This window comes from Streptomyces sp. NPDC030862, from assembly GCF_055571835.1.
The window spans coordinates 97,845-122,542 of the sequence record NZ_JBVIEN010000012.1 but is presented as its reverse complement, the minus strand read 5'-3'; the positions used below and the strand labels follow the sequence as shown (position 1 = coordinate 122,542).

Genomic DNA, 24,698 nt, shown 5'->3' with positions numbered 1-24,698 from the left:
GGGAGGGGGCCAGATGGCACTCGATCCGGCGGCGCCGCGGTACCGCACGGATGCCTGCCGCACAGCGCGACCGTCGCGGTCACGCTCCGTCGCGAACAGGTAACCGTGCCATAACGGCGTTCCAGGGCCCATGCCCGACACGCCGGGCAACTCGGCAAGGTTGTGGCAGGCTGCACCCGGGCAGGCCACACTCGACTAGCGGAAGCAGCGACGCAGGTGACGTCGGCAGGCACCACCCGGGAGGTCCCCATGCCCGAACTGCGTGTCGTGGCCGTCTCCAACGACGGCACACGACTGGTGCTGAAGGCTGCTGACAACACGGAGTACACGCTTCCGATCGACGAACGGCTGCGCGCCGCCGTACGCAACGACCGTGCCCGGCTCGGCCAGATCGAGATCGAGGTGGAGAGCCACCTCCGCCCCCGTGACATCCAGGCGCGGATACGCGCCGGTGCCTCCGCCGAGGAGGTCGCCCAGCTCGCGGGCATCCCCGTCGAGCGGGTACGCCGCTTCGAGGGCCCCGTGCTCGCGGAGCGTGCCTTCATGGCCGAGCGGGCCCGCAAGACCCCCGTGCGCCGGCCCGGCGAGAACACCGGCCCCCAGCTCGGCGAGGCCGTGCAGGAGCGGCTGCTGCTGCGCGGCGCCGACAAGGACACCGTGGTGTGGGACTCCTGGCGCCGGGACGACGGCACCTGGGAGGTCCTGCTCGTCTACCGCGTCGCGGGCGAGGTGCACTCGGCCAGCTGGACGTACGACCCGCCCAGGCGGCTCGTCCAGGCCGTGGACGACGAGGCGCGGGCGCTGATCGGCGAGACCGACGACGCGGTGGCGGTGCCGGAGCCGAGCTTCCCCTTCGTCCCCCGGATCGCGCGGCTGCCGCGCGACCGGCCGCTGGACCGCACGCCGGTGCCGCCGCCGGTCCCGGAGCCCGAGGAGGAGCCCGAGCGCGACTCCCTGACCAGCCTGCTGGAGGCGGTGCCGAGCTTCCGGGGCGACATGGTCGTCCCCGAGCGCGCGGGCGCCGCGGAGCCGTCCACGGCCGACCCCGAACAGGAACCGGACGCCGAGGAGCCCCCGGCCCCCGCCGCGTCGGCCGGCGCCGGCTCGGCGTACGCGGACGTGCTCATGCCGCGTGCGGTGAGCGGCCACCGCGACCGCCTGATCGGCACGACGGACCGCCAGGCGGAGGCGGACGGCGTCCGCCCGGGCCGCCGCGCGGCGGTCCCGAGCTGGGACGAGATCGTCTTCGGTACACGCCGCAAGAAGCAGGAGTAGACGCGGAAGCGACCGCCCGGGCCCGGGAGGGCCCGGGCGGTGGATCAGCCCCGGTCGGAGCCCTTGGCGACCGGGCGGGCGGGGTCGCTGGACCAGTCGGACCAGGAGCCCGCGTAGAGGGCCGCCTGGATGCCGGCGAGCTCCAGGGCCAGCACCTCGTGGGCGCCGGAGACGCCCGAGCCGCAGTAGACGCCGACCTGCGGGGCGTCCGTCGCGCCGAGGGTCTTGAAGCGGGCCGCCAGCGCCTCGGCGGGCAGGAAGCGGCCCTCCCCGTCGACGTTCTCGGTCGTCGGGGCCGAGGCCGCGCCCGGGATGTGGCCGCCCACCGGATCGATCGGTTCCACATCGCCCCGGTAGCGCTCCGCCGCGCGCGCGTCCAGCAGCAGGCCCGCCCGGGCCAGCGCCGCCGCGCCGTCCGCGTCGAGCAGCGGCAGGGCGCCCGGCCGTGGCGTGAAGTCGCCAACGGACGGTGTGGGCGTCGCCGTCGACAGCTCTCCCCGCCACGCCGCGAGACCGCCGTCGAGTACGCGTACGTCCGTGTGGCCCGCCCAGCGCAGCAGCCACCACGCGCGCGCCGCCGCCCAGCCCTGGCCCCCGTCGTACGCGACCACCCGCGAGGACGCGGAGACGCCCGCCCTGCGCATCACCGCGCCGAACTCGGCCACATCCGGGAGCGGGTGCCGGCCGCCGCGGCCGCCGGGGCCGGGCTTGCCCGCCAGCTCCGTCTCCAGATCGACGTAGACCGCGCCCGGGATGTGCCCCGCCTCGTACGCCGGGTGACCGGGCGGGCCGCCGAGCTCCCAGCGGACGTCGAGGAGGACCGGCGGGCGGGGTCCGGCGATCTCGGTCGCCAGTTCGGTTGCGGAGATGATGGGGTTCATACGTGCCATCCTCGCTCAGGGACGGCCCGCGCGGGGGCTGTCACAACGCGGATGGTCACCGGAAATTCGGGCATCCTCCTGCGGGATCGCGCCACATCCCGGCGCGGCCGGGGCGCACCGCGCGGCCAGTGGTGCAAGCATCTGACGAGGCGTGGAGCCGGGTACCCGAACGGCCCGCACGCCCGGTCCCCCCGCACGGCCACAACCGATGGTCGAAGGAGAGAGTGACGATGACCGAGGCGGCTCGGCGCAAGCCCGGTACACCCTGCTGGGTGAGTTTGATGGCGCACGACCTTGACGCGACGCGGGAGTTCTACGGGGCGCTGTTCGGCTGGCGGTTCCAGCCGGGTCCGCAGCAGCTCGGCCCGTACCTGCGCGGGCTGCTCGACGGCAAGGAGGTCGCCGGCATCGGCCAGCACCCGGGCGACCGGGGCCTGCCGACGGCGTGGACGCCGTACCTGGCGTCGGACGACGCCGACGAGAGCGCCGAATCGATCCGGTGCAGCGGCGGCACGGTCGCCGTGGGGCCGCTGGACGCCGCCGACGCCGGCCGCATGGTGATCTGCTCCGACCCCACGGGCGCCGTCTTCGGGGTGTGGCAGGCCGCCTCGCACCTCGGTACGGCGGTGGCGGGCAGGCACGGCACGCCGGTCTGGAACGAGCTGCTGACGCAGGAGACCGAGGCCGTCGGCAAGTTCTACAAGACGGTGTTCGGGTACGAGCTGGAGCCGCTCGCCTCCGCCGACGCCGACGTGGACGTGGTGACGCTGAGGCTGGACGACCGCCCGGTCGCCTCGCTGCACGGCGTCGGCACGGCGCTGCCGCGGGACCGGGGCGCGCACTGGATGACCTGGTTCGAGGTGGCGGACGCGGACGACGCGGCGCGCCGGGTCGCCGAGCTGGGCGGTCGGGTGGTGGAGCCGCCGCGCGACGGCCCCAGAGGCCGGCACGCGACGGTCGCGGACCCGGAGGGCGCGGTCTTCACGGTCGTACGGTCGGCCGGCGACCGCTGACACCGGTCGCGCCCCGCTGCGAGTCCCGTTCGGCGGCGGCGCGGGAGGGGGTTCAGGCGGGCGTGACCGGCAGGACGTCCGGGGAGAGGGCGGCGGCGCGGGCGGCGGCGCTCGTCATCCGCTTGCGGTGGTGACGGCGGCACAGGACCTCGTACCCGACCTCACCGGCCGGGCGGTTGACGTCGCCCACGACGACCTGCTCGCCTTCGACGACCATCTCGCCGCCCACCGTGCGGGCGTTGTGCGTGGCGCGCGCCCCGCACCAGCACATCGCCTCGACCTGGAGGGTCTCGACGCGGTCCGCCAGCTCGATCAGCCGCTGGGAGCCGGGGAAGAGCTTGGTGCGGAAGTCCGTGGTGATGCCGAAGGCGAAGACGTCCAGTTCCAGGTCGTCCACGATGCGCGCCAGCTGGTCGATCTGCTCGGGCGCGAGGAACTGCGCCTCGTCGACGATGACGTAGTCGACCTTGCCGCCCTTCGACATCTGGTCCACCAGGTGGCCGTACAGGTCCATGCCCGGGCCCGCCTCGACCGCCTCCGTCACCAGGCCGAGGCGCGAGGAGAGCTTGCCCTGGCCGGCGCGGTCGTCACGCGTGAAGATCATGCCCTGGAGGCCCCGGGCGGAACGGTTGTGCTCGATCTGCAGAGCGAGGGTGCTCTTTCCGCAGTCCATCGTTCCGGAGAAGAACACCAACTCGGGCATGGGAAAGTGACGGCCTTTCGGGTCGTGGGGGAAGCGGGGGTCAGGAACGGACTTCGAGGAGGGGGACGAGCTGCTCGGCCGGGGTCATCGAGCCGTGCATGCCCGCCATCGCGGACTCGTGCGGCTCGTTGACGGACGCGGTGATCACGACGTCGTCGTGTGCGGCGGCGACGACGTCGCCGATCCGGCCGTACACCCGCTCGTCGATCCCGGGTCCGAACCAGCCCGCCGCGATCGCCTCCTCGCGGCTCGCCACCCAGAACTGCTCGCCGAGCACCTCGCGCCAGCAGGCCAGGACGTCGGCCTCGGCCCCCGGCACGGCGTACACGTGGCGGGCCCGGCCCTCGCCGCCCAGCAGGGCGACTCCGGCGCGCAGCTCCCAGTCCTCGTCGAAGTCGATCCGGGACTGCTCGTCGAACGGGATGTCCACCATGCCGTGGTCGGCGGTGACGTACAGCGCGGAGCGCGGGGGCAGCTGCTCGACCAGGCGCTGGACGAGCCGGTCCACGCACATCAGCTGGCCGCGCCAGGAGTCGGAGTCGATGCCGTGGCGGTGGCCGCTGCCGTCGAGCTCGCTGTAGTACGTGTAGACCAGCGAACGGTCGCCGGCGGCGAGCTGCTCGGCGGCGAAGTCCATGCGCTCGTCGCCCGACAGCCGCCCGTGAAACGTTCCGCCGCTGAGCGCGATCTTGGTGAGCGGCGTGTCCTGGAAGGCCGGCGACGAGACCTGCGCCGTGTGGACGCCGGCCGCGTCGGCGAGCTGGAAGACGGTGGGGTACGGCTGCCACACGTGCGGCGGCGTCCAGGGCCGCCAGCGCAGCTGGTTCATCAGCGCGCCGGTGTCCGGGTCCCGCACGGTGTAGCCCGTCAGACCGTGCGCGCCGGGCGGCAGGCCCGTACCGACGGAGGCCAGCGAGGTGGCCGTGGTGGCCGGGAAGCCGGCGGTGAGGGGCCGCCCGGTGCCGCCGCGCGAGGTGGCGAGCAGGGAGGTGAGGTAGGGCGCCTCGTCGGGGTGCGCCTTGATCTGCTCCCAGCCGAGGCCGTCGATCAGGAACACGCAGTTCCGGTCGGCGGGCGCCAGCTCCGCGATGCGGTGCTCGCACTCCGGGACGCCCTGCGCCGCCGCGAGCGTGGGCAGCAGGTCGGCGAGGGAGCCGGAGCCGTACTCCGGTACGGGCGCGGTGTCGAGGGCGAGCGGCGTCGGGTCGTCGGGCCAGGCGGCGGCCGTCGCGGTGGGCTGCACCATCAGCGGGTGGCCGCGGTGGCCTCGGACAGGGCCTGCGCGAAGGCGAGGGCCTGGCGGACCGTCTCGGGGCCGTCGCCGGCCTCGCTCACGCGCAGGCTCAGGTCGTCCGCGGTGGCGTTGCCGGTGTAGCCATGGTCGGCCTCGCAGTTCGGGTCGCCGCAGGCGGCGGGCTCCAGGTCGATGCGGGAGACCGCGCCCCAGCCGATGTTGAGGACCACCTCGCGGGGCAGGGTGCCCGGGGTGTACGACTCCGGGTTCGCCACGACGCGGCTGAGCACCACGGACGAGATCCGGCCGAGCTTCACGGACTCGGTCGAGGTGGTGGCGTACGGCGTCGGGGAGCTGGTGTCGGCGTTCTGCTCGTCGGTGTGGCTGACGATGAAGCGGGTGGACGTCAGGACGAGGACGGTGACGTGGCGGCGCACCTCGTTCGCGTCGAAGGTGGTCTCCTGGTGGACCAGGTACGAGGCGATGGGCTCGCCGCCCACGGCGGCCTCCACCGCCTCGGCCACGAGGGCCGGGTAGTAGCCGCTGCGCTCGATCGCCGCGCGCAGCCCCTGGGTCGTCGTACCGGTCTTCGCCATGAGCTCCATCCTACGGGGCCGGTAGGACACGCCCGCCCCCTCAGTAGTTCGGGAGCCGCCGCGGGCCCAGGTCGGTGCGGGCCGGGGGCGGCGCGAGGCGGACGGCCGCGCCGAGGACGGTGAGGCCGCGGGGGGCGACGACCACCGGCTCCAGGCCGATGGAGACGATCTCCGGGTGGTCGTCGACCAGCCGGGAGACCCGCAGCAGCAGCTCTTCGAGGGCGGGGGTGTCGACCGGGTCCGAGCCGCGCCAGCCGAACAGCAGCGGCGCCGTGCGGATGGAGCGGATCTGCTCGGCGACGTCCCGGTCGGTGGCCGGAACCAGCCGGTGCGCGGTGTCGCCGAGCAGCTCGGAGGGCGCGCCCGCGAGACCGAAGGACAGCACGGCGCCCACGCCCGGGTCGATGGCGGCGCGCACGACGGTGTCGACGCCGCGCGGCGCCATGGCCTGGACGACCGGCTGGAGCTCCGCGGGCTTGCCGAGCGTCTCGGTCAGCTCGGCGTACGCGGCGCGCAGCTGCTCCTCGGTGGCCAGGTCGAGGCGTACGCCGCCGAGGTCGGGGCGGTGGCGCAGGTGGGGCGCGGTGGTCTTGAGCGCGACGGGGTAGCCGAGGCGCTCGGCGGCCCGGACGGCGGCGTCGGGGGTGGGGGCGGCGAGGGCGGGGCGTACGTCGATGCCGTACCTCCCGAGCAGCTCGCGGGCGGCCTCGGCGTCGGGGGTGACGCCGCTCCGCTGTGCCGTGCGGTCGCCGCCGCGGTTGCCGCCGCCACCGCTGCCGCCGCCGCCAACGTCACCGTCGCTGTCGGCGAGCAGGCGCTCGATCTGCGCGGCGGCCCCCGCCTCGTCGATCCCGTCGTAGTGGGGCACCCGCCCGGGCTCGGCGGCCTCCCGCCGCCACCGCGCGTACCGCACGGCCTGCGCGAGCGCGCGGGCGGCCCGCTCGGCGGCGGGGTAGGCGGGGATGCGGTGGGCGCCGTCGGGGTGTGCCGGCGCCTGGGGGGCCGGGGCCGGGGCCGGGGCGGGGGCGGGGGCGGGGAGAGGGTCTCCCCCACCCCGCCCCTTCCCGAAACCCTCCGGGGGCACGGGGGCCGCTCCGGCGGGCGGCGGAGGCGCGTCCGCGCCGGGGGCCTTCGGCGGGGGTGCCGTGCTGGTGGCGGCGGACAGGGCGTCGGCCAGGGCGCCCATTTCGACGTGGACCACCAGGACCGGCTTCGTCGGCGCCGTCGCGGACGCGGCGCGCAGGGCGGCCGCGAGGACCTCGCCGTCGCCGGACTCGGTCACGCCGTTCTCGCCGACCCACGGGATCGCGGTGACCACCACCGCGTCACACGCGTCGTCCCGCAGCGCCTCCGCCAGCGCCGCGCGGAAGTCCTCGGGCGTGGCGGCGGTCGTCAGGTCGCGGGGCCGCAGCGGCCGCAGGCCCTCCGTCAGGCAGGCGTCGTACGTCAGGAGGCCGAGGGACTCGGAGTTGCCGAGGATCGCCACCCGGGGGCCGGCCGGGAGCGGCTGGCCGGCGAGGAGGAGGCCCGCGTCGACCAGCTCGGTGACGGTGTCGACGCGGATGACGCCCGCCTGCCGGAGGAGGGCGGACACCGTGGCGTACGGGATGCGGGTGACGGGCACCGCGTGGCCGGGCGGCGCGCTGCCGCTGTGGCGGGCGCCCTGGACCACGACGACCGGCTTCACCGCCGCCGTGCGCCGCGCGAGCCGGGTGAACTTCCGCGGGTTCCCGATCGATTCGAGGTACAGCAGGACGACGTCCGTGTCGGCGTCCTCGTACCAGTACTGCAGGATGTCGTTGCCGGACACGTCCGCCCGGTTTCCGGCCGAGACGAAGGACGACAGGCCCGCCCCGCGCCGATGCAGCCCCGCCAGCAGCGCGATGCCGATCGCACCGGACTGGGTGAAGAGCCCGATCCGGCCCCGCGCCGGCGGGTGCGGCGCCAGGGAGGCGTTCAGCCGCACGCCGGGGGCGGTGTTGATGATGCCGAAGGCGTTCGGGCCGATGATGCGCATGCCGTACGAGCGGGCCTGACGGACCAGCTCCCGCTGGCGCTCCCGCCCTTCGGCGCCCTGCTCGGCGTACCCGGCGGAGAGGACGACCAGCCCCTGGACGCCGTGTTCTCCGCAGGCGGCGACTGCTTCCGGTACGCGCTCGGCGGGGACGGCGAGCACGGCGAGGTCCACGGGCTCGGCGATGTCGGCGACCGAACGGAAGGCGGGGACCCCGTCCATGACGGACTCGCCCTCGGGCAGGGCGCGGTTCACGGCGTACGTACGGCCGGTGTACCCGGCGTCGAGGAGATTGCGCAGAACCGTGCGGCCGACGCCGCCGGGCGCGCGGCCCGCGCCGACGACGGCGAGGGAGCCGGGGGCGAGCAGGCGCTGCACGGAGCGGGCCTCGGCGCGCTGCTCGCGGGCGCGCTGGACGGCGAGGGAGCGGTCGGTGGGCTCCAGGTCGAGGTGGAGGCGGACGGCGCCGTCCTCGAAGCTGCGCTTCTGGGTGTACCCGGCGTCCGTGAAGACCTTGATCATCTTGGTGTTGGCGGGCAGCACCTCCGCCGCGAACCGCCGGATGTCCCGTTCCCGCGCCACCGCCGCGATGTGTTCGAGGAGCGCGGAGGCCACGCCCCTCCCCTGGTGGGCGTCCTGGACGAGGAAGGCGACCTCGGCCTCGTCCGCGGGGGCGCCGGCGGGCAGGCCGCGCTCGTCGATCCGGTCGTAGCGGACGGTCGCGATGAACTCGCCTCCGACGGTCGCGGCGAGGCCCACCCGGTCCACGTAGTCGTGGTGCGTGAAACGGTGCACGTCCTTGGCGGAGAGGCGGGGGTAGGGTGCGAAAAACCGGTAGTACTTCGACTCGTCGGAGACCTGCTCGTAGAAGCTGACCAGGCGTTCGGCGTCGTCCGGGGTGATGGGCCTGATCCGCGCGGTACCGCCGTCGCGCAGCACGACATCGGCTTCCCAGTGGTCGGGGTACGCATGTTCCGGCTGATCCGACGGGGTCCGCATGGGCCCAGGTTACGGTGCGGGGCACCGGTCGCGGAGGTGCTGTGGACAGGGCACATTGATCAGGTTCGCGTGCACACCGGAGAACATGAGAGAGTGGTCTAGACAACCCCCTGAACTCGAAGGGCAACACCATGGCTGAGCGCCGCGTCAACGTCGGCTGGGCCGAGGGCCTGCACGCCCGCCCCGCCTCCATCTTCGTCCGTGCCGCCACGGCCGCCGGCGTCCCCGTGACGATCGCCAAGGCCGACGGCAACCCGGTGAACGCCGCGTCGATGCTCGCGGTCCTCGGCCTGGGTGCGCAGGGCGGCGAGGAGATCGTGCTCGCGTCGGACGCGGAGGGCGCGGACGCCGCTCTGGACCGCCTGGCGAAGCTGGTCGCCGAAGGGCTCGAAGAGCTTCCCGAGACCGTCTGATCCGTCTCGGATATCTCCGGCGCCTGCCTGATATTGCAGCGGAGTCGTATCGCCCCCGAATTCCCGGGTGATACGGCTCCGCTTTTCGTTTCGGTGAATCTTTCTGTATACGGCCTCGCTGTTAAATTCGGGCGCTCGCCGTGTTGACGCGATGTTGCGGAGTCCTCACGCGCAGCCGGTGCGCGCCGAGCGAGCGCTCGGTGTGCAGGGCGGTGAGCGCCCGGGCCCGTTCCGCGTCACCGCGCGCCACCGCGTCGACGATCGCGCCGTGCTCCGCCCACGCCTCCACGGGCGAGGCCGGCTGCTCGACCGCGTACATCCAGGCGATCTTGTGGCGCAGCTGGGTCAGCAGGGCGGTCAGGCCCGGACTGCCGGAGGCCTGGGCGAGCGTCTCGTGGAACCAGCCGCCGAGCGCCCGCAGGTCCTCCCCCTGGCCCTGGCGCGCCCGCTCCTGGCCCAGCCTGACCAGGCCCCGCAACACCTTGAGGTGCGCCTCGGTACGCCGCTGGGCCGCGCGCGCCGCACCGAGCGGCTCCAGCAGCGCCCGGACCTCCAGCAGGTCGGCCGCCTCCTGCTCGGTGGGCTCGGCGACGCACGCCCCGGCGTGGCGGCGGGTGGTGACGAAGCCCTCGGACTCCAGCGTCCGCAGGGCCTCGCGGACCGGGACGCGCGAGACGCCGTAGCGGCGCGCCAGCTGCTCCTCGGTGAGGCGGCCGCCGCGCGGGAAGACGCCGGAGACGATGTCGTCGCGAATCGCCGTGCATACCGAGTGCGCGGGAATGCGCATACCGAACCTCCGACGTAATGCGCGCGAAACAGCGTGCGTCCGACCGATGTGACGAGTGTTCAGTGACTCTATGACAACGGGACTGAATTTCCGACGCCGGGTCGAAATCCATGGATATCTTTTGGCCAATGGCCGCACGAAGAAGGCCCCGGCTCGGATGGGGAGCCGGGGCCTTCTTCGCGGAATGTGCGGGTCAGACGTTGACGCCGTGCGAGCGCAGGTACGCGACCGGGTCGATGTCGGAGCCGTACTCGGCGCTCGTGCGGGCCTCGAAGTGGAGGTGCGGACCGGAGGAGTTGCCGGTGGAGCCCGAGAGGCCGATCTGCTGGCCGGGCATGACCCGCTCGCCGACCGAGACGCTGACGGAGGAGAGGTGGCCGTACTGGGTGTACGTGCCGTCCGCCATCCGGATCACCACGTTGTTGCCGTACGCGCCGCCCCAGCCCGCCTCGACGACGGTGCCCAGGCCCACGGCGACGACCGTGGAGCCGGAGGCGGCGTGGAAGTCGACGCCGGTGTGGCTGCCGGAGGACCACATGGCGCCGCCGGTCTGGTAGCCGGTGCTGACGTACGAACCGGCGACCGGGAGCGTGAAGGAGTTCAGGCGCTTGCGCTCGGCCTCGCGGGCGGCGCGCTCCTCCGCCTCGCGGGCGGCCTTGACGCGGGCCTCGGCCTTGCGCTTGGCCTCGGCTTCGGCCTCGGCCTGGGCGGCGGCGCGGGCGGCGGCCTCCTCGGCCTCGCGCTCCTGCGCCTCGGCCTGGGCGTCCACGCTCTCGGCGAGCGTGTCGGTGATGACCGCCTGGTTGAGGCCGGTGTCCTCCAGTGCGCGGACGTCCGCGTCGGCGGCGAGCGCCGGGGAAGCGAGGGTTCCGATGACGCCGGTGGTGGCGATGGCCGCCACGCCGGCGACGTGTGCGCTCTTACGGCTCAGGCGGCTCGGGGCACGGTGCTTCCCGGTGGCACGGGTGAACGCCATTCGGTGGCTGATCCTTTCCTTCCTTCTCGCCTACCGGGTTAGCTGACGGGTTCGGAGCAGGAAGGTCTCCTACGGGCCCCTCCGCACGGATGCGAAGGCGTCCGATTCACCCCAGGGACTTCGTGTGGGTCCCCGGCTCCCCGGGCTCGCGCCCGATGGGGATTCGGCGATGGCTGCCCGGTGCCGCGGATGCGGCGGGTACGGCGGGCGGACAGCGCATCAGACGCTAAGCGGCTGATCTTTCAATCACCAAACGGACACGGTTTTTTGTAGCGCACGCCACAGGGCAGACACGTAACCTCCGCAACAAAACGGACATGTGGCGGGCCGGGGTGCAGACAGCGGAACCCCGGCATCCGTGCGGATGCCGGGGTTCCGGAGGTGACGCGCGGCCGACCCGCCGTCAATCAGCCGCTGACGACGCTGACTTCACCGATACCGAGCGCCTCGACCGGCTCCTTGATCTGCGCGGCATCGCCGACGAGCACCGTGACGAGACGGTCCACCGGGAAGGCGCTGACGACCGCGGCCGTGGCCTCCACCGTCCCGGTCTCGGCCAGGCGCGCGTACAACCGCGCCTGGAAGTCGTCCGGGAGGTGCTGCTCGACCTGGTCGGCGAGGGTGCCCGCGACCGAGGCCGCCGTCTCGTACTTGAGCGGGGCGACGCCCACGAGGTTCTGCACGGCGACGTCCCGCTCGGCGTCGGTCAGGCCCTCGGCGGCGAGGGTGCGCAGCACCTTCCACAGGTCGTCGAGCGCCGGGCCGGTGTTGGGGGTGTCGACGGAGCCGCTGATGGCGAGCATCGAGGCGCCGTTGCCCTCGGGACCGGAGCGGAGCACCTGGCCGAAGGCCCGTACGCCGTAGGTGTAGCCCTTCTCCTCACGCAGGACGCGGTCCAGGCGCGAGGTCAGGGTGCCGCCCAGGCAGTAGGTGCCGAGCACCTGTGCCGGCCACACGCGGTCGTGCCGGTCGGAGCCGATGCGGCCGATCAGCAGCTGCGTCTGCACGGCGCCGGGGCGGTCGACGATGACGACGCGGCCCGTGTCGTCGGCCGTGACGGGCGGGACGGGGCGGGGCTCGGCGGTGTCACCGGTCCAGGCGCCGAGGGTGTCGGCGAGCACCGCGTCGAGGTCGACGTCCGTGAGGTCGCCGACGACGATCGCGGTGGCCGTGGCGGGCCGGACATGGGCCTCGTAGAAGGCCCGTACGGCCGCGGAGTCGATGCGCTCCACCGTCTCCAGGGTGCCCTGGCGGGGGCGGGACATCCGGGAGTCGGCCGGGAACAGCTCCTTGGAGAGCTGCATGGCGGCGCGGCGCGCCGGGTTGGCGATCTCGTGCGGGATCTCGTCGAGCCGGTTGCGCACCAGGCGCTCGACCTCGCTGTCGGCGAAGGCGGGCGCGCGCAGGGCGTCGGCGACCAGGCCGAGAGCCTTGGCCAGCCGGGAGACCGGGACCTCCAGGGAGACGCGTACGCCGGGGTGGTCGGCGTGTGCGTCGAGCGTGGCGCCGCAGCGCTCCAGCTCGGCGGCGAACTCCTCCGCCGAGTACTTGTCGGTGCCCTCGGACAGCGCCCGGGCCATGATCGTGGCGACACCGTCCAGGCCCTCGGGCTCGGCCTCCAGGGGCGCGACGAGGGAGATCTCGACGGCCACGACCTGCTGGCCGGGGCGGTGACAGCGCAGCACGGTCAGGCCGTTGGGCAGGGTGCCGCGCTCGGGGGCGGGGAAGGCCCAGGGCCTGGCGGTGCCGGGCTCGGGCTGCGGGTGGAACTTCATGGACGTCAGGGACACAGCGGCGTCGCTCACTGGTCGGCCCCCTCTTCTTCCTCGCTGCGGTCGGCGTCGCTCTGGTCGGTGTCGCTGTCGGCGGCCTCGCCCTGATCACCGTTGACGGGCTCGTAGACCAGTACGGCCCTGTTGTCCGGGCGCAACCGGGCCTGGGCCACGGCCTGCACCTCCTCGGCGGTGACGTCCAGGACGCGCTGGACGGCGGTGAGCGCGAGCTGCGGGTCGCCGAACAGCACGGCGAACCGGCACAGCTCGTCCGCGCGGCCGGCGACCGTGCCGAGCCGGTCCAGCCATTCGCGCTCCAGCTGGGCCTGGGCCCGCTCCATCTCCTCGGGCGTCGGGCCCTCGGCGGCGAACCGGGCCAGCTCCTCGTCGACCGCGGCCTCGATGTCCGGCACCTCGACGCCGCCGGACGTCTTCACGTCCAGCCAGCCCATGGAGGGGGCCCCGGCGAGGCGCAGCAGGCCGAAGCCGGCGGTCACGGCCGTACGGTCGCGACGCACCAGGCGGTTGTGGAGGCGGGACGACTCGCCGCCGCCGAGGACGGTCAGCGCCAGGTCGGCGGCGTCGCACTCGCGCGTGCCGTCGTGCGGCAGGCGGTAGGCGGCCATCAGCGCGCGGGCCGGGACGTCCTCCACGATGACCTCGCGCAGCTGCTCGCCGATGACGTCGGGGAGCGTGCCGTCACGCGGCGGCTGCTTGCCGTCGTGGGCCGGGATGGAGCCGAAGTACTTCTCGATCCACGCGAGCGTCTGCTCGGGGTCGATGTCGCCGACGACGGACAGCACGGCGTTGTTCGGCGCGTAGTACGTACGGAAGAAGTTCCGCGCGTCCTCCAGGGTGGCGGCGTCGAGGTCCGCCATGGAGCCGATCGGCGTGTGGTGGTAGGGGTGGCCCTGCGGGAAGGCGAGGGCGGTGAGCCGCTCGAAGGCGGTGCCGTACGGGACGTTGTCGTACCGCTGGCGGCGCTCGTTCTTGACGACGTCCCGCTGGTTCTCCATGGACTCGTCGTCGAGCGCGGTGAGCAGCGAGCCCATCCGGTCGGCCTCGAGCCACAGGGCCAGCTCCAGCTGGTGGGTGGGCATCGTCTCGAAGTAGTTGGTCCGCTCGAAGCTCGTGGTGCCGTTGAGGGAGCCGCCGGCGCCCTGGACGAGCTCGAAGTGGCCGTTGCCCTTGACCTGCGCGGAGCCCTGGAACATCAGGTGCTCGAAGAGGTGGGCGAGGCCGGTGCGGCCCTTGACCTCGTGGCGCGAGCCGACGTCGTACCAGAGGCATACCGCGGCGACCGGGGTCAGGTGGTCCTCGGACAGCACCACGCGCAGGCCGTTGGCCAGCCGGTGCTCGGTCGCTGTCAGTCCGCCGGAGCCGGCCTGGGCTGTGGCCGTGTGACCCATGGGCATGTACGTCCCTTCGATCGCGATGTGAATGTCGTGCCGTGAAAGTCCTGCCACTGTATGCAAGCGCACCGACGGTCGCGGAAGTTCCCGTCCCGCCCGATCGTCCCTCTTCCGGGTCGCGGTCGGGGTTGTCAGTGGGACGGTCCACAATGGTCGGCGACAGATCAGCCTTTGCCTGGTGAAGGAGCGCAGCCGCGATGGCCCGCCGCAGCACGAAGACCGCGCAGCCCGACGACTACGAGGAGCGGATCCTCGACATCGACGTCGTCGACGAAATGCAGGGCTCCTTCCTCGAGTACGCGTACTCGGTGATCTACTCCCGGGCCCTCCCCGACGCCCGCGACGGCATGAAGCCGGTGCACCGCCGGATCGTGTACCAGATGAACGAGATGGGCCTGCGGCCGGAGCGCGGGTTCGTCAAGTGCGCCCGGGTCGTCGGCGAGGTGATGGGCAAGCTGCACCCGCACGGTGACGCGTCGATCTACGACGCGCTGGTGCGCATGGCGCAGCCGTTCTCGATGCGCCTGCCGCTGGTCGACGGCCACGGCAACTTCGGCTCGCTGGGCAACGACGACCCGCCGGCCGCCATGCGGTACACCGAATGCCGGATGGCCGACGCGACGTCGCTGATGACGGAGTCCATCGACGAGGACACCGTCGACTTCACACCCAACTACGACGGCCAGGAGCGCGAACCGGTCGCGCTGCCCGCGGCCTTCCCCAACCTGCTGGTCAACGGCGCGTCCGGGATCGCGGTCGGCATGGCGACCAACATGCCGCCGCACAACCTGGGCGAGGTCATCGCCGCCGCCCGCCACCTGATCAAGCATCCGGGCGCCGACCTGGAGACCCTGATGCGGTTCGTGCCGGGTCCGGACCTGCCGACCGGCGGCCGGATCGTGGGCCTGTCCGGGATCAGGGACGCGTACGAGACGGGACGCGGCACCTTCAAGATCCGCGCGACCGCGACCGTGGAGAACGTCACGGCGCGCCGCAAGGGCCTGGTGGTGACGGAGCTGCCGTTCACGGTGGGCCCGGAGAAGGTGATCGCCAAGATCAAGGACCTGGTGGCGGCGAAGAAGCTCCAGGGCATCGCCGACGTCAAGGACCTCACCGACCGCCAGCACGGACTGCGGCTCGTCATCGAGGTGAAGAACGGCTTCATCCCCGAGGCCGTCCTGGAGCAGCTGTACAAGCTGACGCCGATGGAGGAGTCCTTCGGCATCAACAACGTCGCACTGGTCGACGGGCAGCCGCTCACCCTGGGCCTGAAGGAGCTGCTGGAGGTCTATCTCGACCACCGCTTCGAGGTCGTACGGCGCCGCAGCGAGTTCCGGCGCGGCAAGAAGCGCGACCGGCTGCACCTGGTGGAGGGCCTGCTCGTCGCGCTCCTCGACATCGACGAGGTCATCCGGCTGATCCGGTCGAGCGACAACTCGGCGCAGGCCAAGGAGCGGCTGATCGAGCACTTCTCGCTGAGCGAGATCCAGACGCAGTACATCCTGGACACCCCGCTGCGCCGGCTCACCAAGTTCGACCGGCTGGAGCTGGAGGGCGAGCGCGACCGGCTCACCAGCGAGATCGAGGAGCTCACGCGGATCCTGGAGTCCGACGCCGAGCTGCGCAAGCTGGTCTCCTCCGAGCTGGCCGCGGTGGCCAAGAAGTTCGGCACCGAGCGGCGCACGGTCCTGCTGGAATCGGCGGGCGCGCCCGTCGCGGCGGTGTCCCTGGAGGTCGCCGACGACCCGTGCCGGGTGCTGCTGTCCTCCACCGGGCTGCTGGCCCGTACGGCGAGCGGGGAGCCGCTCCCGGACAGCGACGGCAAGCGCACCAAGCACGACGTGATCGTCTCGGCGGTGCCGGCGACACAGCGCGGCGACGTGGGCGTGGTGACCTCCACCGGGCGGCTGCTGCGGCTGGCGGTGATCGACCTGCCGCAGCTGCCGGACACGGCGGGCGCGCCGAACCTGTCGGGCGGGGCGCAGCTGTCGGAGTTCCTGACGCTGGAGAAGGACGAGACGGTCGTCTGCCTGACCACGCTGGACGAGTCGTCGCCGGGCCTGGCGATCGGCACGCTCCAGGGAGTCGTCAAGCGCGTGGTGCCGGACTACCCGGCGAACAAGGACGAGCTGGAGGTCATCGGTCTCCGGGAGGGTGACCGGATCGTCGGCGCGGTGGAGCTGCGTACGGGCGAGGAGGACCTGGTCTTCATCACCTCCGACGCGCAGCTGCTGCGTTACCCGGCCTCGCAGGTGCGGCCGCAGGGCCGCCCGGCGGGCGGTATGGCCGGCGTCAAGCTGGCGGCCGGCGCCGAGGTGGTCTCGTTCACCGCGGTCGACCCGGCGGCGGACGCGGTGGTCTTCACGGTCGCGGGTTCGTCCGGCGCGCTGGACCCGACGGTCGGGATGTCGGCGAAGCTGACGCCGTTCGACCAGTACCCGCGCAAGGGCCGCGCGACCGGTGGCGTGCGCTGCCAGCGCTTCCTGAAGGGCGAGGACACCCTGGTCCTGGCCTGGGCGGGCGCGGCCCCGGCCCGGGCGGCCCAGAAGAACGGCACCCCGGTCGAGCTGCCCGAGACCGACCCGCGCCGCGACGGCTCCGGTACGCCGCTGGCCAAGCCGGTCGCGGCGCTGGCGGGCCCGGCGTCGTAACGGACGCCCTCACCGTCCATGGGAAACCGGTGGGCGGTGAGGGCGCTGTCGTGTAGCCCCCGAGTGGGCCGCCCGGGAGGGGTACGCGGCCTTATGAACCGTCCTCGGGGGACGGCTCCGCAGGCTCCGGTACGTACCGCAGGACACCCCACATGGTGTGTTCCTCGGGGGCGTCCTGCGGACCGGTCACCCGGCACTCGTCCAGGGCCTTGCGCAGGCCGTCGGCATCGACGCCGGAGCCGATGAGCACGAGCTGGGTGAGGCGCTCCCCGTCGTCCGCGGGCCAGGGCTCCGGGTAGAACCGGAGGAACCGGCCGACGGCGTGCACGGTGTACCGGTTGGCGAGGTCGGCGTCGCCGAAGTCGACGAAGCCCTTGATGCGGTACAGGCCCTCGGGGCGGGAGTCGAGGAAGTCCAGCAGCCGGCGCGGGTGCATCGGCACGTCGGCGGTGAAGGACACCGTGTCGTACGCCGCGTGCGGGTGGTCGTGGTGCTCGTCCTCGCGGAGGTCGTCGAAGGAGAGCTGCCCCTCGATCCAATCGTCGCCGCCCTCGCGCCGGGCGGCCCGGTCGAAGAGGAGCTCGGGGTCGACCCGGCCGTACGCGGCGTCGACGACGGCGGCCCGCTCGGCCAGGGCCGCGACGGCGCCGTGGACGCGGCGCAGTTCTCCGGCGTCCACGCGGTCGGCCTTGTTGACGACGACGAGGTCGGCGAGGGCGAGGTGCCGGTCGGTCTCGGGATGGCGGGCGCGGGTGGCGTCGAACTCGGCGGCGTCCACGACCTGGACCAGCCCGCCGTACACCACCCGGTCGTTGTCGCTGGCGAGGATCATCCGCACCAGCTCCTGCGGCTCGGCGAGGCCGCTCGCCTCGATGACGATGACGTCGAGGCGGGCGGAGGGGCGGGTGAGGGTCTCCAGGTACGTGTCGAGTTCGCTGGCGTCGACGGCGCAGCACAGACAGCCGTTGCCGAGGGAGACGGTGGAGCCGACCTGGCCGGCGACCGTCATGGCGTCGATCTCGATCGCGCCGAAGTCGTTGACCATGACGCCGACGCGGGTGCCTCTGGCGCTGCGCAGGAGGTGGTTGAGCAGGGTGGTCTTGCCCGACCCCAGGAAGCCCGAGAGGACGACGACGGGGATGGCGGGAATCTGCTGCGGCACGCTGCTGCTCAAGGGGCACCCTTCTCGATCGGCTCCGCGTCCGGCGGTTTGCGGCCCTCAGGATAGGCGGGGCCCAAGGCCCCCAGACCCGAGGCCGCGGTGACCGAGGGGGGCCAGGTGCGAGGCCGCGGATACGGCGTGACGTCGGTCATGTCGCCGAACGTTTCCCCGGCGCGGCGTTTCCTCTTACGGTTCCTGGAGTGAGCCCCGCACCGACCCCCACGCCCGCCGCCTCCCCCGCGCGCGCCCCCGCTGCGCGCACGCGGCGTTTCGGCTGGCCGCAGCGCGTCTTCTCGCAGGTCCTGCTGATGCAGCTGGCCATCGCCACCGGTGTCACCGTGCTCGCCACCGGCCTGTTCCTGGCGCCGCTGAGCGACCAGCTCGACGACCAGGCGATGCGGCGCGCGCTCGCCATCGCCGAGACCACCGCGTCCCCCGAGGTCGCCGGCCGGCTGCTGCACTCGCCGCCGGCCGCCGGCGGGCCCGTGCAGGCCGAGGCCGAGCGGATCAGGAAGGCCACCGGCGCCGAGTACGTGGTGATCATGGACCGCCGCGGGGTGCGCTGGTCGCACGCCGACCCGCGCAAGATCGGCCGGGTGGTCTCCACCGACCCGAGCGACGCCCTCGCGGGCAAGGACGTCATGGAGATCGACAGCGGCACCCTCGGGCGCTCGGCCCGGGGCAAGGTCCCGCTGCGCGCGGCGGACGGCGACATCGTCGGCGCGGTGTCAGTCGGCATCGAGTACGACAGCGTGCGCGCCCGCCTGCTGGCCGCGATCCCCGGGCTCCTCGCGTACGCGGGCGGCGCCCTCGCCGTCGGCGCGCTGGCGGCGTACCTGATCTCGCGCCGCCTCCAGCGGCGTACGCACGACCTCGCCTTCTCCGACATCTCGGCCCTCCTCGCGGAGCGCGAGGCGATGCTCCACGGCATCCGGGAAGGCGTCGTCGCCCTCGACCGGGCCGGGCGGGTGCGGCTGCTGAACGACGAGGCGCAGCGGCTGCTGGGCGTGGGCCCGGAGGCCATCGGCCGACCGCTGGACGAGGTGCTCGGCGAGGGCCGTACGACCGACGTGCTGGCGGGGCGGGTCACCGGCGAGGACCTGGTGACCGTACGCGGGCATCGGGTGCTGATCGCCAACCGCATGCCGACGGACGACGGGGGCGCCGTCGCCACCCTGCGCGACCGGACCGAACTGGAGCGGCTGGGGCGCGAACTGGACTCGACGCGCGGCCTCATCGACGCGCTGCGCGCCCAGGACCACGAGCACGCCAACCGCCTCCACACCCTGCTCGGACTGCTGGAGCTGGAGATGCACGAGGAGGCGGTGGAGTTCGTCACCGAGGTGGTCGGGGTGCACCGGACGACGGCCGAGCAGGTCACCGAGAAGGTGCACGATCCGCTGCTGGCGGCGCTGCTGGTGGGCAAGGCCACGGTGGCGGCTGAGCGCGGCGTCTCGCTGCGCGTCGCGCCCGGCACGCTGCTGCCGGACCGGCTGGTCGAGCCGCGCGAACTGGTCACGGTCGTCGGGAACCTGATCGACAACGCGCTGGACGCGGCGGCCGGTTCCGAGGAGCCGCTCGTGGAGGTCGAGCTGCGCGCCGAGGGGCGTACGGCGGTGCTGCGCGTCGCGGACAGCGGCCCCGGGGTGCCGCCCGAGCGGCGCGAGCTGATCTTCACGGAGGGCTGGTCCACCAAGGAGCGCCCGGCTCACGGCGGGGAGCGGGGCCTGGGGCTGGCCATGGTGCGCAGGCTGGCGGAACGGCAGGGCGGCGGCGTACGGATCGGGGAGTCGCCCGGCGGTGGCGCCGAGTTCACCGTCGTCCTCCCGGAGGCGCTGACGCAGCCGGCCCCCGCCGTGGAGGGCGTCCGGTGATCCGCGTGCTCGTCGTGGACGACGACGTCCGGGTCGCCGCGATCAACGCGGCGTACGTGGCGAAGGTGCCCGGCTTCGAGGTCGCCGCCTCGGCCCACACGGCGGCCGAGGCGCTCGCCCGCGTCGAGGAGCTGCCCGATCTGGACCTGATCCTGCTCGACCACTACCTGCCGGACCAGAACGGGCTCGCGGTCGTACGGGAGCTGCGCCGGCGCGGCCACCCGACCGATGTGATCATGGTGACGGCCGCCCGGGACGTCGCGACCGTCCGGGCCGCGCAGCGCCACGGGGCGCTGCAGTACCTGGTGAAGCCGTTCAACTTCGCGGGCCTGCGCCCCAAGCTGGAGGCGTACGCGGCGCTGCGCCGCACCCTGGAGCGCGGCGGCGAGGCCGAACAGGCCGAGGTGGACCGGATCTTCGGCGCGCTGTCGGTGCCCTCCGGCGCCCCGGACCTGCCCAAGGGCCACTCCCCCACCACGGCGGAGCTCGTACGGCAGGTGCTGCTGGCCGCCGACGGACCGCTGTCGGCGCAGGAGATCGCCGAGCGGGCGGGCGTCAGCCGCCAGACCGCCCAGCGGTACCTGAAGCTGCTGGAGCGGGCGGGCCGGGTGCGGCTGTCCCTCCGGTACGGCGAGACGGGCCGGCCCGAGCACCGCTACGTCTGGGCCGCAGCCGCCTGACGGCTGTGACACGACCTAGGGGGTGTCTTGCCGATCTTGCCGGGCTCGCGTCGCCTGGCACGCACGCTGATCCGGCCTGATCGACAAGACACCCCCTAGCGCGGCGCGCGGTCGTCGGCGGCGAAGGGGCCGCCGTGGCCGGGGACGATCAGGTCGGCCGCCGCCAGCACGCGCAGCCGGGACTCCCTCAACGTGTCGCGATCGGGGGCGACGGGGTCCTCCGCCGGACCGTCCGGGCGCCACCACAGGTCTCCGGCGAACGCGACCACGCCGGAGGCAGCGGTGCCGGCGAGCAGGGTGATGTCCTCCGGGCTGTGGCCGGGCGTTCTGATCAGCCGCAGGGAGGGGCTGAGTTCATACCCCTCGGCGTCACGGTCGGTCCACTGGTCGGCCTCGTAGATCGCCTTGTGGTCGTGGACGCGCGCCCGGGCGAACAGGCCCACGTTGAGGATGTTGTCCGGGTGGTGGTGGCTGAGGACGACGTCGGTGATGTCGTCGGGACCGAGGCCCAGCTCGGCGAGCGGACGGAGGATGCGGTCGCGGCCCGGCACCATGCCCGGGTCGACGATCACACGGCGTCCGGCGTCGGAGACGTAGGAGACGGTGGCGGCCACGCCGGGGCCGGTGGAGAGCGTGTAGCCGGTGTGCAGGATCGTGTACGCGGCGCTGCGGCCGACGGGCGCGTCGTGGGTCTCGCTCATGTCGTTCATGGGGATCAGCTTTCCGTGCGGGGCGGCCTGCCACGAGTGGCCGTACTGCCACTGATCGCAGGAAACGTGCCACGGGGTCCCAGCGCCCGTGCCACACTGCGCGGATGCCGCCCTTCGTGACCGTCGCCGCCTACGCCCCGCCCGGTGTCGGGATGCTGGCCGTGGGCGTGGTGTCCGAGGTGTTCGACGCTCGTCCGGGGCTGCCCGCGTTCGACTTCGCGCTCTGCACCGAGCGGCCGGGACGGGTCGTCACGGACCTCGGTGTGCCGCTCGCCGTCGAGCACGGTCTGGACCGGCTGGCCGACGCCGATCTCGTACTGGCCCTTCCCTGGGCCGACTTCCGCACCCCGCCCCCGCCGCCGGTGCTCCGGGCCCTCGCGGCCGCCCACGCGCGCGGGGCACTGGTCGGCGCCCACTGCGTCGGTGCGTTCGCGCTCGCCGCCGCCGGGCTGCTCGCCGGCCGGCGGGCCACGACCCACTGGCGGTTCGCCGGGCTGCTGGCCGGCCGCTACCCGGACGTCACCGTCGAGGCCGACGCCCTGTACGTCGACGAAGGGCGGGTGCTGACCGGCGCGGGAGCCGCCGCCGGGTTCGACCTCTGCCTGCATCTGCTGCGGCGGGAGTACGGCGCGGCGACCGCCAACGCGATCGCCCGCGACCTGGTGCTGCCGCCCCACCGTGACGGCGGGCAGGCCCAGTACGTGACCGCGCCCGTGCCCGAGGACTGCCAGGACGAACGCCTCGGCGAGGTGCTGGCGTGGGCCCGGGAGCACCTGGACCAACCGCTCCCCGTCGCCGAACTCGCGCGGCGCGCCCTGATGAGCCGGCGCTCTTTCGCCCGTCGCTTCACCGCCGCCACGGGCACCACGCCGCACGCCTGGCTGCGCGGCCTGCGCCTGAGCCGCGCGGAGGAGCTCCTGGAGACCACGGACCTCCCGGTGGAGGAGGTCGCGCGCCGCGTCGGCTACGGCAGTGCGTCCGTCCTGCGCGACCAGTTCGTCCGCCGCCGCGGCGTCCCGCCCCGCTCCTATCGCCGCTCGTTCAGCCGGACCCCGTAGCCGGAGTCCGGCCCGCCGGGGTCAGGCATCGATGCGCGAGCGGTCCAGGGTCGCCGCGGAGCTGGTGATGAACTCCTTGCGCGGCGCGACCTCGTTGCCCATCAGCAGGTCGAAGACCTGCTCCGCCGCCTCCAGGTCGCCGATGTTGATCCGGCGCAGGGTGCGGTGCCTCGGGTCCATGGTGGTCTCCGCGAGCTGGTCGGCGTCCATCTCGCCGAGGCCCTTGTAGCGCTGGATGGAGTCCTTGTACCGGACGCCCTTGCGCTGGAACTCCAGCAGCGTCTGCCGCAGCTCGTTGTCCGAGTACGTGTAGACGTACTTGTCCTGGCCCTTCTTGGGCTGGACCAGCTCGATGCGGTGCAACGGCGGTACGGCGGCGAAGACCCGGCCCGCCTCGACCATCGGCCGCATGTAGCGCTGGAAGAGGGTCAGCAGCAGGCAGCGGATGTGCGCGCCGTCGACGTCGGCGTCGACGAGGAGCACGATCTTTCCGTAGCGCGCCGCGTCGATGTCGAAGGTCCGGCCGGAACCCGCCCCTATGACCTGGATGATCGCGCCGCACTCGGCGTTCTTGAGCATGTCCGAGACGGACGACTTCTGAACGTTGAGGATCTTGCCCCGGATCGGCAGCAGCGCCTGGAACTCGCTGTTCCGGGCGAGCTTGGCCGTGCCCAGCGCGGAGTCGCCCTCGACGATGAAGAGCTCGCTACGCTCCACGTCGTCGCTGCGGCAGTCCGCGAGCTTGGCCGGCAGGGACGAGGACTCCAGCGCGGTCTTGCGGCGCTGCGCCTCCTTGTGCTGGCGGGCGGCGATACGCGTCCGGGCCGCGGCGACGGCCTTCTCCAGGATGGCGCGGGCCTGGGCCTTGGCGTCGCGCTTGGTGGAGGTCAGGAAGGCCTTGAGCTCCTTGGCGACGACGTTGGCGACGATGCGGTTCGCCGCGGACGTGCCGAGGACCTCCTTCGTCTGGCCCTCGAACTGCGGCTCGGCGAGCCGTACGGTCACGACGGCGGTGAGGCCCTCCAGGGCGTCGTCCTTGACGATGTCGTCCTCGGCGACGCGCAGCAGCTTGCTGGCGCGCAGCACCTCGTTGACCGTCTTGGTGACCGCGCGCTCGAAGCCGGTGACGTGGGTGCCGCCCTTGGGGGTGGCGATGATGTTGACGAAGGACTTGACCGTGGAGTCGTAGCCGGTGCCCCAGCGCAGCGCCACGTCGACGCCGAGCTCGCGGGTGACCTCGGTGGGCGTCATGTGGCCGCGCTCGTCGAGGACCGGCACGGTCTCCTTGAAGGTGCCCTGACCGGTGAGGCGGAGCACGTCGCAGACGGCCTTGTCCTGCGCGAGGTACTCGCAGAACTCGCTGATGCCGCCGTCGAAGCGGAAGATCTCCTCGCTCTTGCCCTCGCCCTCCAGGTCGCGCTCGTCGCGCACCACGATGGTCAGGCCGGGCACCAGGAAGGCGGTCTGGCGGGCGCGCTGGTGCAGGTTCTCCAGGGAGAGCTTGGCGTCCTTGAGGAAGATCTGCCGGTCCGCCCAGTAGCGCACGCGGGTGCCGGTGCGGGTCTTCGGGACGCGCTTGACCTTCCGCAGTCCGTTCGCGGGGTCGAACGGGGCGTCGGGGCCGGACTCGGTGAAGATGCCCGGGACGCCGCGGCGGAAGCTGATGGAGTGGGTGGAGCCGTTCCGGTCGACCTCGACGTCGAGGCGGGCGGAGAGCGCGTTCACCACGGAGGCGCCGACGCCGTGCAGACCGCCGGAGGCGGCGTACGAGCCGCCGCCGAACTTGCCGCCGGCGTGCAGCTTGGTCATGACGACCTCGACACCGGACAGGCCGGTCTTCGGCTCGACGTCGACGGGGATGCCGCGGCCGTTGTCCCGGACCTCGACGGAGGCGTCCTCGTGGAGGATGACCTCGATGTGGTCGCAGTACCCGCCGAGGGCCTCGTCGACGGAGTTGTCGATGATCTCCCACAGGCAGTGCATCAGGCCGCGGCTGTCGGTGGACCCGATGTACATGCCGGGACGCTTGCGAACCGCCTCGAGCCCCTCCAGTACGAGCAGATGCCGCGCGGTGTAGTTGGAACCGTCACGGTCTGCGGTCAGCAGCGCACTGGACGGCACGGACGTCTCGGCGGTCACGCGGTTCGCTCCTCGCTGAATTTAAGATCTGGCCCATGGGGGTAGAGGCCCGGCGTCTGTCGCCGGGTCAGAGGGTACCGAGGCCTGGTAGAGCCGTTGTCACGCCACCCTCGTGATCCCTCATGCTAGTCCAGCGTCGCAAAGGTGTTCGATCCCTCGATGGAGTGACGTGGACATCACGTTCCCTTCCAGGCATGAACCATTTAGGCTCCGGGCACGTCCTCTTGCACAACCGGCAACCCGGCCGGGGGGACCAAGCTAGGCATAACACCGCAAACAACGCGAAACCCGTAGAGCACAGCAATACGGCTCATTCGCCGCCAACCGGCAGCAGACAGCCACCTTGGAA

General features: G+C 73.0%; 19 protein-coding genes and 1 riboswitch. Of the genes, 7 read left to right on the top strand and 12 right to left on the bottom strand.

Translation table 11 applies throughout. The features are described 5' to 3' along the window. Positions 1–249 precede the first annotated feature (249 nt). A complete protein-coding gene (gene sepH / locus ACZ42X_RS29290; RefSeq protein ID WP_361427074.1) occupies positions 250–1,275 on the top strand; it encodes a septation protein SepH in 1,026 nt (341 codons plus the stop codon). A gap of 44 nt (positions 1,276–1,319) precedes the next feature. On the opposite strand, the gene ACZ42X_RS29285 is transcribed toward sepH, so the two are convergent. Continuing rightward, positions 1,320–2,156, bottom strand: a complete 837-nt coding sequence (locus ACZ42X_RS29285) for a sulfurtransferase (protein WP_468296193.1) — start codon at positions 2,154–2,156, stop codon at positions 1,320–1,322. A gap of 230 nt (positions 2,157–2,386) precedes the next feature. Here ACZ42X_RS29285 and ACZ42X_RS29280 point away from each other — a divergent pair, with 230 nt between their 5' ends. Further along, complete coding sequence (locus tag ACZ42X_RS29280) at positions 2,387–3,169, top strand: VOC family protein (protein WP_468296191.1); 783 nt, start codon at positions 2,387–2,389, stop codon at positions 3,167–3,169. 52 nt (positions 3,170–3,221) lie between these two features. Here ACZ42X_RS29280 and ACZ42X_RS29275 read toward each other — a convergent pair whose 3' ends face one another. The 4 genes from ACZ42X_RS29275 to ACZ42X_RS29260 are packed head-to-tail and all read right to left on the bottom strand — an operon-like array spanning position 3,222 to position 8,715. Then, positions 3,222–3,872 carry a thymidine kinase gene (locus ACZ42X_RS29275; protein WP_468296188.1) on the bottom strand — a complete coding sequence of 217 codons (651 nt, stop codon included), beginning with the start codon at positions 3,870–3,872 and terminating at the stop codon, positions 3,222–3,224. A gap of 40 nt (positions 3,873–3,912) precedes the next feature. Continuing rightward, a complete protein-coding gene (locus ACZ42X_RS29270) occupies positions 3,913–5,118 on the bottom strand; it encodes an alkaline phosphatase family protein (RefSeq protein ID WP_468296185.1) in 1,206 nt (401 codons plus the stop codon). After that, a complete protein-coding gene (locus ACZ42X_RS29265) occupies positions 5,118–5,702 on the bottom strand; it encodes a DUF5998 family protein (RefSeq protein WP_361427059.1) in 585 nt (194 codons plus the stop codon). Before ACZ42X_RS29265 ends, ACZ42X_RS29270 begins: the two co-directional genes overlap by 1 nt. Before the next feature lie 40 nt (positions 5,703–5,742). After that, positions 5,743–8,715: a bifunctional acetate--CoA ligase family protein/GNAT family N-acetyltransferase gene (locus ACZ42X_RS29260; protein ID WP_468296181.1), complete on the bottom strand. Its 2,973-nt coding sequence runs from the start codon at positions 8,713–8,715 to the stop codon at positions 5,743–5,745. A 131-nt stretch (positions 8,716–8,846) separates the two neighbouring features. Between ACZ42X_RS29260 and ACZ42X_RS29255 the strand changes: the two genes are divergently transcribed. Further along, positions 8,847–9,128, top strand: coding sequence for an HPr family phosphocarrier protein (locus ACZ42X_RS29255; protein ID WP_030021209.1), 282 nt, complete (start codon positions 8,847–8,849; stop codon positions 9,126–9,128). Between the two features lie 121 nt (positions 9,129–9,249). On the opposite strand, the gene ACZ42X_RS29250 is transcribed toward ACZ42X_RS29255, so the two are convergent. The 4 genes from ACZ42X_RS29250 to ACZ42X_RS29235 all read right to left on the bottom strand — a co-directional run bounded on the left by ACZ42X_RS29250 (position 9,250) and on the right by ACZ42X_RS29235 (position 14,078). Continuing rightward, positions 9,250–9,915 carry a GntR family transcriptional regulator gene (locus ACZ42X_RS29250; RefSeq protein ID WP_468296179.1) on the bottom strand — a complete coding sequence of 222 codons (666 nt, stop codon included), beginning with the start codon at positions 9,913–9,915 and terminating at the stop codon, positions 9,250–9,252. A 193-nt stretch (positions 9,916–10,108) separates the two neighbouring features. Beyond that, entirely contained in the window at positions 10,109–10,891 is a 783-nt protein-coding gene (locus ACZ42X_RS29245; RefSeq protein ID WP_468296176.1) for a M23 family metallopeptidase, read from the bottom strand. A 13-nt stretch (positions 10,892–10,904) separates the two neighbouring features. After that, positions 10,905–11,070, bottom strand: a riboswitch (cyclic di-AMP (ydaO/yuaA leader). 228 nt (positions 11,071–11,298) lie between these two features. Beyond that, positions 11,299–12,666, bottom strand: coding sequence for a M16 family metallopeptidase (locus ACZ42X_RS29240; RefSeq protein ID WP_468296316.1), 1,368 nt, complete (start codon positions 12,664–12,666; stop codon positions 11,299–11,301). Between the two features lie 26 nt (positions 12,667–12,692). Further along, entirely contained in the window at positions 12,693–14,078 is a 1,386-nt protein-coding gene (locus ACZ42X_RS29235) for a M16 family metallopeptidase (RefSeq protein WP_468296173.1), read from the bottom strand. Between the two features lie 194 nt (positions 14,079–14,272). On the opposite strand from ACZ42X_RS29235, the gene ACZ42X_RS29230 reads away from it, so the two are divergent. Continuing rightward, positions 14,273–16,726, top strand: a complete 2,454-nt coding sequence (locus ACZ42X_RS29230; protein WP_468296170.1) for a DNA gyrase/topoisomerase IV subunit A — start codon at positions 14,273–14,275, stop codon at positions 16,724–16,726. Between the two features lie 91 nt (positions 16,727–16,817). Here the strand turns inward: ACZ42X_RS29230 and ACZ42X_RS29225 are convergent, their stop codons facing one another. Further along, positions 16,818–17,900: a CobW family GTP-binding protein gene (locus ACZ42X_RS29225; RefSeq protein ID WP_468296168.1), complete on the bottom strand. Its 1,083-nt coding sequence runs from the start codon at positions 17,898–17,900 to the stop codon at positions 16,818–16,820. Between the two features lie 296 nt (positions 17,901–18,196). On the opposite strand from ACZ42X_RS29225, the gene ACZ42X_RS29220 reads away from it, so the two are divergent. Continuing rightward, positions 18,197–19,762: a sensor histidine kinase gene (locus ACZ42X_RS29220; protein WP_468296313.1), complete on the top strand. Its 1,566-nt coding sequence runs from the start codon at positions 18,197–18,199 to the stop codon at positions 19,760–19,762. After that, the gene (locus ACZ42X_RS29215; RefSeq protein WP_468296166.1) at positions 19,759–20,442 is read left to right on the top strand and encodes a DUF7342 family protein; all 684 of its coding nucleotides are present in this window, start codon (positions 19,759–19,761) and stop codon (positions 20,440–20,442) included. The genes ACZ42X_RS29220 and ACZ42X_RS29215 overlap by 4 nt, the downstream gene beginning before the upstream one ends. A gap of 95 nt (positions 20,443–20,537) precedes the next feature. On the opposite strand, the gene ACZ42X_RS29210 is transcribed toward ACZ42X_RS29215, so the two are convergent. Then, positions 20,538–21,152: an MBL fold metallo-hydrolase gene (locus ACZ42X_RS29210; protein WP_468296163.1), complete on the bottom strand. Its 615-nt coding sequence runs from the start codon at positions 21,150–21,152 to the stop codon at positions 20,538–20,540. Between the two features lie 104 nt (positions 21,153–21,256). Here ACZ42X_RS29210 and ACZ42X_RS29205 point away from each other — a divergent pair, with 104 nt between their 5' ends. Continuing rightward, positions 21,257–22,210, top strand: coding sequence for a GlxA family transcriptional regulator (locus tag ACZ42X_RS29205; protein WP_468296160.1), 954 nt, complete (start codon positions 21,257–21,259; stop codon positions 22,208–22,210). Positions 22,211–22,231: 21 nt separating this feature from the next. Here the strand turns inward: ACZ42X_RS29205 and ACZ42X_RS29200 are convergent, their stop codons facing one another. Next, positions 22,232–24,349, bottom strand: a complete 2,118-nt coding sequence (locus ACZ42X_RS29200; protein WP_468296157.1) for a DNA gyrase/topoisomerase IV subunit B — start codon at positions 24,347–24,349, stop codon at positions 22,232–22,234. Positions 24,350–24,698: the final 349 nt, after the last annotated feature.